General features: G+C 68.4%; 17 protein-coding genes and 4 pseudogenes. 10 read left to right on the plus strand and 11 right to left on the minus strand.

The window, feature by feature from the left end:
• Window positions 1-170 precede the first annotated feature (170 nt).
• From OHA68_RS28485 to OHA68_RS28500, 4 genes and pseudogenes are all read left to right on the plus strand, one after another.
• Window positions 171-446 (plus strand): annotated as a pseudogene (locus OHA68_RS28485) (molybdopterin dinucleotide binding domain-containing protein); the annotation flags it as partial.
• The gene (locus OHA68_RS28490) at window positions 443-976 is read left to right on the plus strand and encodes a universal stress protein (RefSeq protein WP_327103017.1); all 534 of its coding nucleotides are present in this window, start codon (window positions 443-445) and stop codon (window positions 974-976) included. The pseudogene OHA68_RS28485 and the gene OHA68_RS28490, both read left to right, overlap by 4 nt.
• Before the next feature lie 2 nt (window positions 977-978).
• Window positions 979-1,086 carry a universal stress protein gene (locus OHA68_RS28495; RefSeq protein WP_327103018.1) on the plus strand — a complete coding sequence of 36 codons (108 nt, stop codon included), beginning with the start codon at window positions 979-981 and terminating at the stop codon, window positions 1,084-1,086.
• A 143-nt stretch (window positions 1,087-1,229) separates the two neighbouring features.
• Entirely contained in the window at window positions 1,230-2,069 is an 840-nt protein-coding gene (locus OHA68_RS28500) for a universal stress protein (RefSeq protein WP_327103019.1), read from the plus strand.
• A gap of 222 nt (window positions 2,070-2,291) precedes the next feature.
• Here the strand turns inward: OHA68_RS28500 and OHA68_RS28505 are convergent, their stop codons facing one another.
• Window positions 2,292-3,113, minus strand: coding sequence for a universal stress protein (locus OHA68_RS28505; protein WP_327103020.1), 822 nt, complete (start codon window positions 3,111-3,113; stop codon window positions 2,292-2,294).
• Window positions 3,114-3,614: 501 nt separating this feature from the next.
• Between OHA68_RS28505 and OHA68_RS28510 the strand changes: the two genes are divergently transcribed.
• Together OHA68_RS28510 and OHA68_RS28515 are read left to right on the plus strand one after the other, a co-directional pair.
• A complete protein-coding gene (locus tag OHA68_RS28510; protein WP_327109568.1) occupies window positions 3,615-3,926 on the plus strand; it encodes a cation:proton antiporter regulatory subunit in 312 nt (103 codons plus the stop codon).
• Window positions 3,884-4,264: pseudogene (locus OHA68_RS28515) on the plus strand (cation:proton antiporter domain-containing protein); the annotation flags it as partial. The gene OHA68_RS28510 and the pseudogene OHA68_RS28515, both read left to right, overlap by 43 nt.
• A 93-nt stretch (window positions 4,265-4,357) precedes the next feature.
• On the opposite strand, the gene OHA68_RS45385 reads toward OHA68_RS28515, so the two are convergent.
• The 9 genes and pseudogenes from OHA68_RS45385 to OHA68_RS28550 form a co-directional block, all read right to left on the minus strand.
• Window positions 4,358-4,708, minus strand: a complete 351-nt coding sequence (locus tag OHA68_RS45385) for a zinc ribbon domain-containing protein (RefSeq protein WP_407674511.1) — start codon at window positions 4,706-4,708, stop codon at window positions 4,358-4,360.
• A complete protein-coding gene (locus tag OHA68_RS28525) occupies window positions 4,593-5,462 on the minus strand; it encodes a universal stress protein (RefSeq protein WP_327103021.1) in 870 nt (289 codons plus the stop codon). Before OHA68_RS28525 ends, OHA68_RS45385 begins: the two co-directional genes overlap by 116 nt.
• A gap of 101 nt (window positions 5,463-5,563) precedes the next feature.
• The gene (locus OHA68_RS28530) at window positions 5,564-5,884 is read right to left on the minus strand and encodes a pyruvate formate lyase family protein (RefSeq protein WP_407674512.1); all 321 of its coding nucleotides are present in this window, start codon (window positions 5,882-5,884) and stop codon (window positions 5,564-5,566) included.
• Window positions 5,854-5,981, minus strand: a pseudogene (locus tag OHA68_RS45530) (pyruvate formate lyase family protein); the annotation flags it as partial. The pseudogene OHA68_RS45530 and the gene OHA68_RS28530, both read right to left, overlap by 31 nt.
• 72 nt (window positions 5,982-6,053) lie before the next feature.
• Window positions 6,054-6,131, minus strand: a pseudogene (locus tag OHA68_RS45535) (hypothetical protein); the annotation flags it as partial.
• Window positions 6,132-6,137: 6 nt separating this feature from the next.
• Window positions 6,138-6,797 carry a hypothetical protein gene (locus OHA68_RS28540; RefSeq protein WP_327103022.1) on the minus strand — a complete coding sequence of 220 codons (660 nt, stop codon included), beginning with the start codon at window positions 6,795-6,797 and terminating at the stop codon, window positions 6,138-6,140.
• A gap of 2 nt (window positions 6,798-6,799) precedes the next feature.
• Window positions 6,800-7,621 carry a wax ester/triacylglycerol synthase domain-containing protein gene (locus tag OHA68_RS45395; protein ID WP_407674513.1) on the minus strand — a complete coding sequence of 274 codons (822 nt, stop codon included), beginning with the start codon at window positions 7,619-7,621 and terminating at the stop codon, window positions 6,800-6,802.
• Complete coding sequence (locus OHA68_RS28545) at window positions 7,622-7,792, minus strand: hypothetical protein (RefSeq protein ID WP_327103023.1); 171 nt, start codon at window positions 7,790-7,792, stop codon at window positions 7,622-7,624.
• Window positions 7,793-7,912: 120 nt separating this feature from the next.
• Complete coding sequence (locus OHA68_RS28550) at window positions 7,913-8,956, minus strand: zinc-dependent alcohol dehydrogenase family protein (protein ID WP_327103024.1); 1,044 nt, start codon at window positions 8,954-8,956, stop codon at window positions 7,913-7,915.
• 177 nt (window positions 8,957-9,133) lie between these two features.
• Here OHA68_RS28550 and OHA68_RS28555 point away from each other — a divergent pair, with 177 nt between their 5' ends.
• The 4 genes from OHA68_RS28555 (at window position 9,134) to OHA68_RS28570 (ending at window position 13,636) form a co-directional block, all read left to right on the plus strand.
• Window positions 9,134-9,754 carry a universal stress protein gene (locus OHA68_RS28555; protein WP_327103025.1) on the plus strand — a complete coding sequence of 207 codons (621 nt, stop codon included), beginning with the start codon at window positions 9,134-9,136 and terminating at the stop codon, window positions 9,752-9,754.
• Window positions 9,755-10,219: 465 nt separating this feature from the next.
• Window positions 10,220-11,065 carry a universal stress protein gene (locus tag OHA68_RS28560; RefSeq protein ID WP_327103026.1) on the plus strand — a complete coding sequence of 282 codons (846 nt, stop codon included), beginning with the start codon at window positions 10,220-10,222 and terminating at the stop codon, window positions 11,063-11,065.
• Window positions 11,066-11,093: 28 nt separating this feature from the next.
• Complete coding sequence (locus OHA68_RS28565) at window positions 11,094-11,996, plus strand: ABC transporter ATP-binding protein (protein ID WP_327103027.1); 903 nt, start codon at window positions 11,094-11,096, stop codon at window positions 11,994-11,996.
• Window positions 11,993-13,636 (plus strand): ABC transporter permease, encoded by a 1,644-nt coding sequence (locus OHA68_RS28570; RefSeq protein ID WP_327103028.1) that lies wholly within the window; start codon window positions 11,993-11,995, stop codon window positions 13,634-13,636. The genes OHA68_RS28565 and OHA68_RS28570 overlap by 4 nt, the downstream gene beginning before the upstream one ends.
• Window positions 13,637-13,756: 120 nt before the next feature.
• Here OHA68_RS28570 and OHA68_RS28575 read toward each other — a convergent pair whose 3' ends face one another.
• Entirely contained in the window at window positions 13,757-14,464 is a 708-nt protein-coding gene (locus tag OHA68_RS28575) for a CBS domain-containing protein (protein ID WP_327103029.1), read from the minus strand.
• Between the last annotated feature and the right edge of the window lie 5 nt (window positions 14,465-14,469).

Consider the following 14,469-nt stretch of genomic DNA (forward strand, 5'->3'; position numbering starts at 1 on the left):
GCTGATCGAATCCCTGGCTGAAGCCGCAGCGGGCTCAGCCATCGGCTCGGCAGCGTGGGAATCGGTAGCGTCGAGCTGCAGGTTTCCGGTACGCCTGGTCATACTGCCGGAGTTGTAGTGCGCCCAGCGCCGTCCGGTGATCAGAATCAGCGGATAGCGGTCGTCCGGTTCCTCACCCGTGGCTCGACCTCCACCCCGCCGACGCCACCCGGTACGGTTTGAGTGACGGTGACTCCGTCACGGTCGAAAGCCGTCACGGCCGAGCCGGGCTCACCGTCCGCACCAGCCATGAAACACCATCGGGGCGGGCGTTCTGTGCCTTCCACTTTCCCTCCAGCGGGGTCAACGCCCTTACCTCGGATCAAGCCGACACCGTCACCTCCTGCCCCGAATACAAGGTCACCGCGGTGCGGCTGCTTCCCGGCCGTGAAAGGGGGACATCATGATCTTGGTGGGAGTCGACGGATCGCGGACAGGACTGGAAGCGGTGGCCTGGGCGGTGCGAGAGGCCGCGCTGCGGCACGCCGCGTTGCGTATCGTGCACGTCATGCCGGCCTGGGCATACGAGATACCCGAGGACGCGCCGCACGCAGGTGTGGCCCGGTGGATGCGAGACGGCGCCGCCGCCACGCTGGAGCGAGGGGCGGAGCGTGCCCGGGCCGAAAACCACGATGTCGAGGTGGAGTCCCGGCTGCTGCCAGGCGACCCCAGGCTGAGCCTGATCGAGGCAGCCAAGGAGGCGGAACTGCTGGTGGTCGGTAGCCACGGCCTGGGCGGTTTCCGCGGCATGCTGCTCGGCTCGGTCGCCCTGGGCGTCTCCGGGCACACGGCCTGTCCGGTTGCCGTGGTCCGCACCGTGCCCGCCGGGCAGGGCGGGCCGGTGGTGGTCGGTGTAGACGGCTCTTCCGCAGGCGTGGACGCCGTCGCGTTCGCCTTCGCCGGCTCAAGGACGCTTGCGCCGATGCCGCCCTGCTGATCGTGGGATCACGAGGACGGGGTGACCTCACGGGCCTGATCCTTGGCTCCGTCAGCCACTCCCTGCTCCACCACGTGGCCTGCCCCATAGTCGTCGTCCCGCCGCGGTGACGCCTGCACTTCGCATGGAGAGACAAGGCTTACTTCTGGTTGCGCTGGATAGGGACCCATGACACCGGCTTCAAGGACTTCGGCCCTGGCACCACACCGCCCGCCAGGCGAGGCTGGAGATGTCCAAGGAGAGGAGGCGCGTGATGCCCCGACACATCGTTGTTGGCGTGGACGGGTCCGTACTCGCGACATCAGCCGTGGAATGGGCCGCCGCCGATGCCCAGCGCAGAGGGCTGAGTCTACGGATCGTGCACGTGTGCGAGCACCGGCCGTATGGCGTGGACGTGACGAAGTATTGCACCGGAGCGCTGGCTGCTGCCGCGGACCGGGCACGCGACCTGACGCGCGGCGTCGAAGTGACCACGGAACTGCTGTCCGGAAACGCGATCGACGCCCTCATCGGGGAATCGGCGTCCGCCGACACTGTGGTGCTCGGCAGCCGGGGACTCGGCGGGTTCGCCGGGCTGGTGGTCGGCTCGGTCGGCCTGAGCGTGGCCGGGCACGCTGCGGGGCCGGTGGTGATCGTGCGCGGTGTGTCCGTGGTTCGGCATGGCCGGGTGGTCGTCGGCTACGACGGCTCGGCGCACTCCGAGGCTGCGATGGAGTACGCCATCGAGCAGGCGCGGGCCCGCGAGGCGCCCCTGCACGTCGTCTTCGCCTGGCAGCGGCCGCTTTCCTCACCATACGCGGCCGCCTACAGCACCCTGCTGGCGGAAGCCTTGGAGCAAGAGAGCCGTGCGATGGCCGAGCGTGTGGCGCGCCGGCGGGAGAAGAGCCCGGATGTCGAGATCACCGACGAGCAGGTGGTCGACCATCCGGCCAACGCGCTGATCAGAGCGGGCGGCACGGCCGATCTGGTGGTGGTGGGCTCGCGCGGGCTGGGCGGCTTCGCCTCCGCGGTGCTCGGTTCGGTCAGTCACGCGGTGCTGCACCACGTGACGTGCCCGATCGCGGTGGTACGGCCGCGCGAACACCACCTGTGACAAGAGCGGCGAGCGAGGGAAGTGCGGGCGGGAAACAGCATGGCGCTATTCGAGATACAGACTCTCGTCGGGGCCAGGAACACCAAGACCAACCAAGACCAAAGGACAGGCGGCCGGGCTGGTCGTCTCAGGACGCGGAGACCCACCCGGGTCCGCGAAACGTCAAGCACCCCGTTCCACAGCACGGGAATCCCCGTCCCTTCAGGGTGGGGAGCAGGTCAACTAGCGGACGATCGCAACCGGGCAGGGTGCATGCCGCAACAGGGCTGCCGTTACCGAGCCGAACCGTCCGCGCGAACTCCCGACGACCACCAGAGTCGCATCGGTGACGGCGGCGAGCGCTTCGCCCGCTCGTGATTGCGGGATGCGCGCTTCGATGGTGACCTTCGGAGCCTTCTCTCTCCACGGCATGAGCGCTTGTGCCAACCAGTTCTCGGCCGCCTTCTGGACGGCCAGGGGGTCAAGGGCCGGAAATGTCATGCCTCCCCAGGCCACTGGAGGCTGATGCCAGGCGTGGACGACGAGCAGCGGAAGGCCGCGCATGGCCGCTTCCCCCCAGGCGAAGCCGAGCACCACGTCGGCTTTGTCGTCGTCCGCGAGACCCGCCACGATCGGCCCCGGGTCGGGTCTGCGTGGCAGCGGGCCCCTGCCACGGACGACGATAACCGGGCAGCGTGCGTGAGTGACCGTATGGGATGCTACGGAGCCGGTGATCGCCCGGGCCACGGTGCCCAGCCCGCGGGAGCCGACGACGAGCAGCTCGGCAGCGGCCGACAGTTCCTCCAGCCGCTCGGGCGCCGACCCTTCATACAGGTCGGGGCGTACGTCCAGCCTGCCGGAACTGGCGCGCGCGCAGTCGGTGCCGTGCCACAACACATGCTCGGCCGCGCGGTGCAGCGAATCACGGGCCGCTTGGTCCCCATCGCGATACGGCCACTGCCACGCGTGGCAGATGGTGAGGGGAAGCCTTCGGAACTCGGCCTCGTCCATTGCCCAGTCCAGCGCCTGCATCGAATGGTCGGAGCCGTCGTATCCGATGACCACGCCACATGCGTCGTTCACATATCCACTCTTGGCAGATCGCAGTTCGTATGGAAGGAGACAACCGCCCGATCTTGGGAGCTTTCACGTTTCCCGTTCAGGTCTTTAACCTGGCGTCGCCCACCACGACCGGTCGGGGGAGGGGCAAGCCGGCGAGGTAGATCTGCGCGGTCCATTGCTTGGTTTCCATGACCATGACCGTCTTCGGATCATCTGTCTCCATCTCATCGACCGGTCATGGCGCGTGAAGGAGGCGAACGTTCGCAATGCGGCAGGACCAAGGACCTTACCTGCAACGACGCTCCTGCTCATGCGAGGCTCGTCATGGACGCTGTCCGGTGAGGTCGTACCGGTTGCGGGCATCGCCTGACGCACGCGCCGGCCTTCGGATCACGAGACACGCCCGGCACATCACAGTGGTGGCCGGGATGTCTCCCTGCCACTGGCCTTGGCGGCGGTTGCCGACAGTTGACATCCCGCAGGATGCGTCAATTTGTAGGGATGATGGCTGCATGGACGGTGCCCGGGCTGGGCTCTGAACCGGTGAAGGTGGCTCCGGGCTCTGCGTATGTGGATCGCCCGTTGGGACACACGCGAGCCCGCACCCGCACCGGCGCCTCGGTCGTGGCGATCGTGCGCGGTGAGGATGTGATCGCCTCGCCCGGCCCCGATCAGGTATTGCGGCCCGCAGACGTGCTGGTGGTGGTGGGCACCCGGGAAGGTATCGACCGACGGCATCGGCATCCTGGCGCTGGCCGGCGCTGTCCGAGTACGTGCACGCCTCGGCAGCGGTGGGCGCGTTCCTGGTCGGCTTGACCCTCACCGGACAGACCGTCGAACGCGCCCGTGCCGTCATCGCACCACTGCGGGACCTGTTCGCCGCGGTGTTCTTCGTGGCCATCGGCCTGTCGGTGGTTCCCACCGAGCTGCTGCCGGTGCTGCCGGCCGCGCTGGTGCTGGCCGTGGCCACAGGGCTGACCAAGGTCCTCACCGGTTGGTATGCGGCCTCCCGCGACGGGGTGGGCCGACGCGGAAGGCTGCGCGCGGGCGCCGCACTGATCGCCCGGGGAGAGTTCTCCATCGTCATCGTCGGTTTGACCGGGGCACAGCTTCCCGCCCTGGCACCGCTGGTGGCCGCCTACGTGTTCGTCCTGGCTGTCACGGGGCCGCTCATCACCCGCTTCACGGGCACCCTGCACACGAAGCGACCGTCTGACCGGCCACAAGGATCGTCGTCCGCCTTAGTTTCACCTCTCCGCCAGCCCCGCGGCGAGGATGTTCTTCGCGGCGTTCACGCCCCGATCGTGGGTCGTGCCGCAGGAACACTCCAAGGATCGGACGTTCAGCGGCATCGACGGGGCGATGGTTCCGCAGGTCGAGCTCAGTTCGGAGTTCCCGGGTTCCCGCCTGTACCGAGCCGCCTTGTAGTCCAGCCTCGTGTGAGATCCGCCGGCTGGGCGTGCCGTCCCATGCTGATCTGAGTCATGCGGGAGCAGGGGTCTCCTGGGCGCGCACCACCGCGACATTGCAGCGTGCGTGGTGCAGGACGCCTCGGCTGACGGAGCCCAGGACGATCGACCCGATCGCGCTCCTGCCATGTGAGCCCACGACCAGCAGGTCAGCCTGGTCGCCGGCGGTGGCGAGCGTCTCGACAGGGTGGGCGCACCGCACGTCCGCGATCACCTTGACCTGTGGACATCGCTCTCGCCACGCGGCGAGTTGGCTCTCGGCGACCTGCTGATGGGCCTCTCGCACCGCTTCGAAGTCAGTGGAGAAGTTGGCGGCCAGGGCGAACGGCAGCGACCAGGCGTATACCGCCCGCAATGTGCTGCCGCGCAGCCCGGCTTGCCTGAAGGCATAGGCCAGGGCTGGCTCGCACGCGGGGGAGCCATCGAGGCCGACGACGATCTCACCGTGCACTGTCGTGGTTTCCGTCTTGACGACGACCACCGGGCCCCGCACCTGACCCGCGACGTTCATGCTGACAGAGCCGAGTACGGCCCCGGCGAAGCCGCCCAGCCCTCTGCTGCCGACCACCAGTTCGGTCGCATCGCCGGCCTGCTCGCGAAGGGCGGCCGCCGGCGTTCCGGTCATCAGCTTGGTGCTCACCTCGACGGCAGGCTGGCGTTCGCGCACGACTTCCTCGGCTTCGGCCAGAGTCTTTCGCGCGTTCGCTATCAGCGACTCTTCCCACTCGGGTCCGCCGACCTGCGGGACCTGGTAGGACCAGGTTTCCACCACACAGACGCAACGCAGAGGCACATGCATCCGCGAAGCGTCGTCGGCCGCCCATGCCACGGCGTGGAATCCGGGCTTCGAGCCATCGACACCCACGACGATCACATCAGACATCGTCTATCACCTCCTTCATTCCATTCCCTCGGCAGATGGCCTGTCAGGGCTAGAAATCCCAAAAGGGTGGAATTGGTCTGGTGGTGGGAAAGGATCGAGGGTCAGGCCGAGGTAGTGGCATTGGAGTCCGCACTTGCCAGAGTGGCTGGTGTGGTCATCGGCAGCTGCACTGATGACGCCCGTGCCCGGCTCCCGCGAGGGGTGATGCGGGGGTGGCGGTGCTGGTCAGGGAGATGCCGTCCAGCGCTTGGTCGTAGGGTGTGCTCGGCGTCGCGGTAGGCGGGATGCTCGCGGACCTTCGCCATGAACGAGCGGACCAGGTCGACGGCGATGGTGTCGGCGCGGTCGTCGTGGTTGCCGTGGGCCGGGTAGTCGCCCTCTCGGTCACCCAGGTGGGGTCGCCGGAGAAGAGCTGGTCGTATTCGGGGGTGCGCAGGAAGCGGACGATGCGCAGCTTGATGACGAAGTCGTCGCTGAGTTCCTGCGCCCGTTCCTCGGTGATCCGTCCTCCGGCGAGGTCGCGTTTGAGGTAGACGTGCGGCCGCGGCCGTGAGAGTCGGGCAGGCCGGTGATGACGCCGGTCCGGCGGGCGCGCCGGATCTCTGGGGTGTAGGCGTCGAACACGCCGTCGTTGTGCGTCTTGCGGTATTTGGTGAAGATCTCCTTCACTGATGGTCACCGGCGGCCGGGACGAAGGTCAGTCGTCGGGGGAGCGACCGGCTCGTTCTCGCGCCTTGGCGTCGCGTCCGGGTCCTCCTTCCTGGATCGGCGCTCGGCCAGGGCCTTGATGGTGGTCATCTGCTTTCGCACGGTGAGGATGTCTCCCGCCTGCGACAGCAGCAGATAGATCAAGCCGAGTAGGCCTGGTCGGCACAGCACGCGAAGTCTGAAGATCATCCTGGTCCGTTCGTCCTGGTCGGTCAGCACGATCGCCCACGACACGGTGACGTGGAAGGCGCGGATCGCCAGGACGATCACCCGCTCGGGCTCGACCTGTTCCACCCGATAGCCGGTGCTCGAACGATCGGTCGGCAGCAGGTCGCCGACCTTCAGCTTCTGCAGTTCGGGGATGATGTGGTCGGCGCTGAGCGCACCGCCGTTGTCGATGACGTCATAGCCGTACCAGCCGGCCCGAGGATGGCCACCCATCTGTACCAGCCATGGCCAGACGTCCTTGCGGGGCGCGTCGATCGTGATGGCGCGGGTGGCCGTGAGGTGAGGGCGGGGAACGATGGCGTCTCCCGGGAGCGGACGACTGACCTCTTCGTCAGTGGCTCCCCAGTGCAGTAGTCGAGGGCGGACGAGCAGCAGGTAGGCCGCCGTCCCTCCGCTCATGGTCAGCAATGCTCGTCGTAGCCACCTGCCGGTGTCGCAAATCTCCATACGTCGATCGCACCATTTCGTGGCGCCCGGATGCAGTGCCGAAAGATGGTGGAGCACTGGTCTTTCGGCACATGCACGCCGGTGCCGTGACCGCCCTGAGGCGTATTCACTGGGCGGGTTGCCTGGTCGCCAGCTCGGCCTGCAGAGCGTCCTTGAGGACGGGCAGGTCGAGAACCCGGTCGCTGCTCGGGCCCTCGCAGGTTGGTGACGGCGGTGTGAATCAGGCGCTGGTGGTTGAGCAACCAACCCATCACATGCAGCGTGGCGAGGAGCCGGTTCGCGCCCGCGAGCAGCTCGGCCGAGGCACCGGGAGCCTGGGACTTCCTCCCTCGGGTGATCTCCGCTGTCCGTTCCAGTCGTTGGGCGAGGCCGCCTTCGGCCGGCAGGGAGACGGGCATGACTCCGACCTGGTTGCCGAGCTGCCTGGCAGAGGCCGATGCGCGAAGACACGGGCACGGACGCCGCCCGCGATGGAGCGCCGAGCTCGGCGGCGGCTCGCCGGATATCGCGCCAGACGCGTGGCAGGTGGGCGAGCACACGCAGCCGACCGGCCCACGCCTGTGCGGCGATCCGGCGGCGTGACGGCGCAGGTCGTGGGAACGGCTGCGGTGGCCGTCGATCCCGGTCACCAGCGTCATGGACCACAACGGCCGGGCCGCCGCCAGCGGCTCGCCGATCACCTCGACGGCCAGGTCGAGCAGCGCGCACTTGTCGCCGGGCGGCGGGCAACCCACGACCCGTACGTGATGGCGGATGTCGAAGGCCGGGTCGCCGATTCACACGGGCCGGCCACAGCCGGGTGGCATGGGCACCAGGCGCTGGCGCAGCCGCGGGACCGCACGGATGCGCTCGGCGATGAGCCGCTGGGCGAGAGCCAGATCGGAATCCGGCCCGGTCTCCAGAACGAGGCAGGCTCCGGCCTGCAGGGGGACGGGCCCGACGTCCATCGCGAGATTGAGGAGATCGGCGCTGGTCGCCCGGTCGGCAACGGCACGTGCCGTAGCCCCGCCTTTCAGGCGCAGGTCCGTAGCTCCGCCTTTCAGGCGCATGTCCGTGGCCTGCGCCGATCAGGCACGCGAAAGCACCACCTTGAGCGCGCCCGTCGTCTTCGGGTCGGAGAATGTCTCGTAGGCGGCGGCCATGTCGTGCAGCGCGAAGCGATGGGTGATGAACCGGCTGGGGTCCAGCCGTCCGGCGGCGGTCATGTCCAGCAGCGTCGGGGTGGAGTAGGTGTCCACCAGGCCCGTGGTGATGGTCAGATTGCGGATCCACAGGTCTTCCAGATGCAAGGTGGAGGGAGCGCCGTGCACGCCGACGTTGGCCAGGTGACCGCCGGGACGCACCAGCCGGGCGCACAGCTCGAAGGTCTCCGGAATACCGACCGCTTCGATGGCGACGTCGGCCCCCAGCCCGCGGGTCAGCTCGGCGATCGCCGCTTCGGGGTCGTCTCCCGAGCCGATGACCAGGTCCGCGCCGAACTGCTTGGCCGCCTCCAGCCGGGCAGGGGCAGGGTCGACAGCGACGATGTGGCTGGGTGTGAACAGCTGCGCGGTGGTGATCGCGGCCAAGCCGATCGGTCCGGCGCCCACGACGACGACCGTGTCGCCCGGCTGTACTCGGCCGTTCAGCACGCCGACCTCGTAGGCGGTAGGCAGGATGTCGGCGAGCATCAGCGCCGCCTCGTCGGCGACACCGTCGGGCAGCAGATGGGTGGAGGTGTCGGCGTACGGCACGCGCACGTACTCGGCCTGCGTCCCGTCGACGCGGTGACCGAGGATCCACCCGCCGCTGCCCAGGCACTGGCCGAACATGCCGACGCGGCAGTAGCGGCAGCGTCCGCACGCCGAGATGCAGGAGGCCAGGACCCGGTCGCCCGGCTTGAGCGTGCTGACAGAGCGGCCGGTGGTCATCACGGTGCCGACCGCCTCGTGGCCGAGGACCCGGCCCGGCTCCACGGCGGGCACGTCCCCCTTGAGAATGTGCAGGTCGGTGCCGCAGATCGTGACCGCGTCCACCCGCACGATCGCATCTGTCGCCTCGATGAGCTGCGGATCGGGGGTCTCCTCCCAGGAGCGGTGGCCGAAGCCGTGGTAGACGAGCGCCTTCATCATGCCTCCTCGTGGTCTTGATTCCACGCTCACTCGCGACAGCCGGATCGGCTAGGGACGAAGGTCCCGGCACATCGGAGCCTTTCGCCCCCGTAGCCGCTGTTGATCGGCTGGTGTGCTGGTGCCACCCGCAGCATGTCCGTCACACCGTTACCGCGACGCCGCAAGCTGGGCCCGTGGATGGCGACCGCGCTGGTCGGCTCAGGAGTGTTCCTGCCGCCCGCCTCGCTGGCGGCTTTCGGCAGCGCGAGCCTGCTGGCGTGGGTCCTCACCTCGACAGGCGCGCTGCTGCTGGCCCTGGTCTTCGCCCGCCTCGGCCGCGCCTACCCCAAAACCGGTGACCGTGAGCCCGCGCGCCCCGCTCTGCTGGAGGCGGGAGAGAAGGCCAGGCTGCTGGTGGTCGGCCCGCGCGGCATGGGTGAGATCCGCGGGCTGCTGCCCGGCTCGGTCGGCCAGGCCATGGTGCACCAGGCGCCGTGCCCGGGAAACGTGACTGCTGAGCGCCTCCTCCGACCTGGCCTCGACACGCACGAGACAGGTGTCCATACGTCCAGCCCACCATCGGGGGAAGCCCGATGGCAGCCGGGTAAGTCCTCAGTCCGAGCGCTACTGGGCCTGTACCGCCGTGGGGCAGCGAAGGTCCTCGATGGCCTTGGTGAGGGCGAGATTCGCGGCGGTCAGCATACGTACCTGCTCTTCCACCTGGGCGATCCGCTTCTTGATGGTCAGCATTTCCGCGTCGAGGACCGACGACTCCATGATCATGCGGGTACCGATCATGATCGGCTCACCTCCACATAAGTCGTGACAACCACATGGTGGCCGCCTTCGCTGGGGCGCGATACCGGCGAACGTCCCGCGGACGAGGGTCGATCGCCCCAGACGAGGCGGGACCTCCTCCTCTGGGGGCGCTCACCCGGCAGATGTGTCCTCGGCACGTGGGGGATCGGACCCCACGGAAGGAGGCAACGATGAACCTGCTCGAGCGTAGGGACACCAGGCTCCCGTTCCCAGAGCTGATCGAGTGGCTGGAGAACCCGATGTTCGGTTTCCGGCCGTTCGGACAGATCGTCCGGGCCGAGGAGTACATCGCCGATCACAGGTATGTCGTGCGCGCCGAGCTGCTCCGCCTGCCGCACGGGCATGGAGAGCTGCCTCAAGGAGCACATGGCAGAGGACCCATTGGGCCCTCCATCTATGGGACTTCGGCCTCTGCACGTCACCGCGCGACCGGTGTGCGATGGAAGAAAACAAGGAGGAGAAGCCATGATTGTCGTAGGCGTCGATGGTTCCCTGAACGCGCGGGCCGCCGTGGAGTGGGCGGTCAATGACGCCTTCCGGACGCACATGCCGCTGAAGATCGTGTACGCGGTGGACCGCTCGCCGTACCAGACCACGAAGTTCCCTGCCGTCGGGTTGCCCGACATGCCGCTGAGCAAGGGGCGGACGATCCTGGCCGAGGCGACGGCCCTGGCTCATGAGCGCCAGCCCGACGTCGAGGTGACGACGGAAGAGGTGGAGGGAGCGCCCGCCGTGGTCCTGCGAAAGCAGGCCGAGCAGGCGCGCGAGATCGTGGTCGGCAGCCGTGGGCGCGGCGGTCTCCCCAGTGCCCTGCTGGGGTCGGTCAGCGTGCATGTGGCCGGGCAGACCGCCTGCCCCGTGGTCGTTGTCCACGGTGAGCGGCAACCGGCTCGCGGCCAGATCGTGGTCGGCGTCGACGACTCGACCGCATGCGAGCCCGCGCTGGCCTACGCCTTCGAGCAGGCCAGACTCCGCGGAGCCACGTTGCGTGCCCTGTACGCCTGGCAGCTGCCCGTGAACGTCCTCGTGCCGCAGGTCTCCTACGGCATGGACGAGGCCCGTACGGCGCCGCACCAGGTCGTCACCGACCGGCTGGAAGCGTTCAGGAAGGAGTACCCGCAGGTGCGGGTTGTCGAGGACGTCCGGTGCGCGGACCCGGTCGACGCGCTCACGAAGGCCTCGGCCGAGGCCGACCTCCTGGTCGTCGGCTCGCACGGCCGCGGCGCGGTGGCCGCGGCGTTGCTCGGCTCGGTCAGCCGGGGTGTTCTGCACCACGCTCGTTGCGCCGTGGCGGTCGTCCGCGCGTCCTGAGAACCATCATGTGCTGGAGGGAGTGGACATGTCCGCAGTAGTCGTGGAAGAGCTCTACAAGCACTACGGGCCCGTCCGGGCGGTGGACGGGGTGAGCTTCACGGTCGAGCCAGGCGAGGTGTTCGCGTTACTCGGGCCGAACGGCGCCGGTAAGACCACCGCCGTGGAGATCCTGGAGGGACACCGGGAGCGCGATGCCGGACAGGTGTCGGTGCTCGGGTTCGACCCGGCCGATGGCGGTCGCGCCTATCGCGAGCGCATCGGGATCGTGCTGCAGGACGCCGGGTTCGAGGAGGAGTTCTCCGTCGCCGAGCTGGTTCGCCTGTACGCGGGCTTCTTCCCGCACCCCGCCGACCCTGACGAGGTCATCGAGCAGGTCGGACTCAAGGACAAGCACGATGCCCGCGTTCGCACGCTGTCGGGCGGGCAGCGACGTCGTCTGGACCTGGCGCTCGGCCTGGTCGGCCGGCCTGAGCTGCTGTTCCTGGACGAGCCCACCACCGGTTTCGACCCCGCGGCCCGCCATCACGCCTGGGAGCTGATCGACGGCCTGCGTTCGCTCGGTACGACGATCCTGCTCACCACCCACTACATGGACGAGGCACAGCAACTGGCCGATCGGGTCGCGGTGTTGCGCGAAGGCCGGCTGATCGCCATCGGCACGCCGGACACCCTCGTCGGAGCCGAGCACCACAGCGTGCTGTCCTTCCGGCTGCCCGGTGAGGCCGCTCCCGCGGACCTGCCCGCTCTTACCGGAGAGGTCGAAACACACGGGTCGGTGGTGTCGGTCCGTACCACGCGATCCGCACGGGACATGCACACGCTGACCGGGTGGGCGCTGGAGCGAGGCTTCGAACTCACGTCGCTGACACTCACCCGGCCGACGCTGGAAGAGGTCTACCTCGATCTGGTCAACGGGGTGACGACATGATCACACGCCTGGTCTGGCACGAGCTCAAGTCGTTCTTCCGCAGCCCGGTCGCGGCCATCCTCACCATCGCCATGCCCCTGCTGATGACGGTGATCATCGGTGCCGCAGTGGGAAATACGACCGTCGATCCGCGCACGGATGTACGGGTGATGCAGTTCGTCATCCCGCTGATGGCCGCCTTCGGCGTGGCTCAGGGCTGCTTCGGGACGCTGGCCATTCACCTGGCGGACCTGCGTGATCGCGGCTGGCTCAAGCGGCTGCGCGGGACCCCGGTGCCGGCGTGGGCCGTACTGGCCGGGCTGGTCGGAGCGTCGCTGGTGATCGCGGCGGTGACGGTCGCCGTGCTGCTGGGCGTGGGCGTGGTCTTCTACGACGTGCAGCTGGTGTGGCGCACGCTACCTGCGCTGCTGCTGACTCTGCTGGTCGGGGCCGCCTCGTTCACCGCGCTCGGGTTCGCCGTGGTCGCGCTGGTACGGGGCGCGGCGGCCGTGCAGATGCTTGGCACCGGGCTGATCCTGGCGCTGGCGTTCATCTCCGACATCATCCTGGTCGGGGGCAGGCTGCCCGCCTGGCTGGACGCCGTGAGCCGGATCTTCCCGTTACGGCATTTCGCCCATGCCATCGGCGATGCGATGAATCCGTTCCTGACCGGTACGGGCTTCTACGGTGACCGCCTGGGGGTGCTGGTGGTCTGGGGGATCGGCGGAGCGGTCGTGGCCGTGTGGCGCTTCGGCTGGGAACGACACCCGGTCACGGCGAGCACGGTGAGAACCGGCCGCGACCACCGGGCCCGGCCGCAGGGGCGTCCGCCCGCTTGGCGGCTGCTGGCCGATCAGGTCGCCCACGCCACGACCAGGCTGCGCCGCGACCTTTCCACGGTGTTCTTCACGGTGGCGCTGCCGGTGCTGCTCCTCGTACTGATCTCACTGATCTTCGGCGATGCCGAGGCCGGCGGGGTGCGGCTACCGCTGTTCATGGTCGCCGCGATGATCACCTATACGGTAGGTGTCGCGGCTTATGTGAACATGGTCGAGGCGGCCTCAGGTGACCGGGAAAAGGGCGTGCTCAAACGGCTGACCGGCACGCCGCTGCCACCCTGGGCCTACTACGCGGGGAACTTCTTCTCCGCACTGTGGATCACGCTGGCCACCGCCGTGGTGCTGGGGGTGGTCGCGATCGTGGGTTACGGCGTACGGGTCGTCCCCTCCATGATCCCGGGAATGCTCCTGGCCATCACGCTGGGCACCGCCTGCTTCGCGGTTCTCGGCTCGTTGGTGTCGGTGCTCGCGGTCAAACAGCAGACCGCCAACGCCGTCGCCCTGGGCACCTTCCTGCCGCTCGCTTTCGTCTCCGACGTGTTCGTCATCGGCGGCGAGCTGCCCGGCGCGCTGCGAATGATCGGGGACGCCTTCCCTCTCAAGCACCTGTCCCACGCGCTCCTCGCGGTTCTGGACCCGGCGGGACGGCCGTGGCCAGGGGCCGATCTGGCCGTGGTGGCCGCCTGGACGTTGGTAGGAGCTCTGGTCCTCGCCGTCGTCAGAAGGATCAGGATCAGTAAGAAAGCTCCCCAACAGCTTCCGGCACCAGGCATTGGGCAGCAGTCGACTCTTTCGGGGTTTGAAAAGCCCGAAGCGGAGTGAACTTGTCGCGACGATGGCCGCACCCCCAGTCTGAATCCGCGCCGTGCATTGACACCTGGATCCGCAACCTGATCGGCCATTCCCAGCTGTGGCGCCGGCGGCGCCGGCGCCACAGATGTGTCAGGCGCCGCCCCAGGCCGGGATCTCCACGACATCGTCGTATCGCCAGGTGAGCTCGTCATGGACCGCCACGACGCCGTCGATGTTCTCGGCCATCCGGACGATGGCGATCGCCTCGCTATGTCTGCCGGTGACCCCGGACAGGGTGACCACCCCATCGGCCACTGTGACGCCGAGACCTTGGGGAGCCGTCCACGTGCGGTCCGGGGGGATGTCGGCCAGGATCTGGCGCTCAATGTCCTTGTCGAGACGGAGAAAGACTCTGAGCAGGTCGCGGCGGCTGACGATGCCGACGAGCCTGCCGTCGGTGTCGATGACCGGCAGCCGTTTCACGCCATGACGGTCCATCAGCCGAGCGGCCTGCACCACGGGAACGTCGGCTGCGGTGACGTGCGCGGGCGAGGTCATCAGCGCGCCCGCGGTCTCGCCCGTGGCCTTGTCGTAGCCCTTGCCTTCGCTGCCGGCCATGTGCCGGATGCGGGCGCGTAGCGGCGGCCGGTAGTCGTCGCCGTAGTAGCGCTGTTTGAACTCCTCCTTGGCCAGGAGATCCGCTTCGGAGACGACGCCCACTACGTGGTCGTGGTCGTCCAGTACCGGCACGCCGCTGATTCCCCTGCTGATGAGGAGTTCGGCGACCTGGTGGAAGCTCGCGTTCTGGTTGACGGTGGCCACGTCTGTGGTCATCACGTCCTGGACGGTGGTTCTCATGACGA

Source organism: Nonomuraea glycinis (assembly GCF_035920485.1).
Lineage (GTDB): Bacteria > Actinomycetota > Actinomycetes > Streptosporangiales > Streptosporangiaceae > Nonomuraea > Nonomuraea glycinis.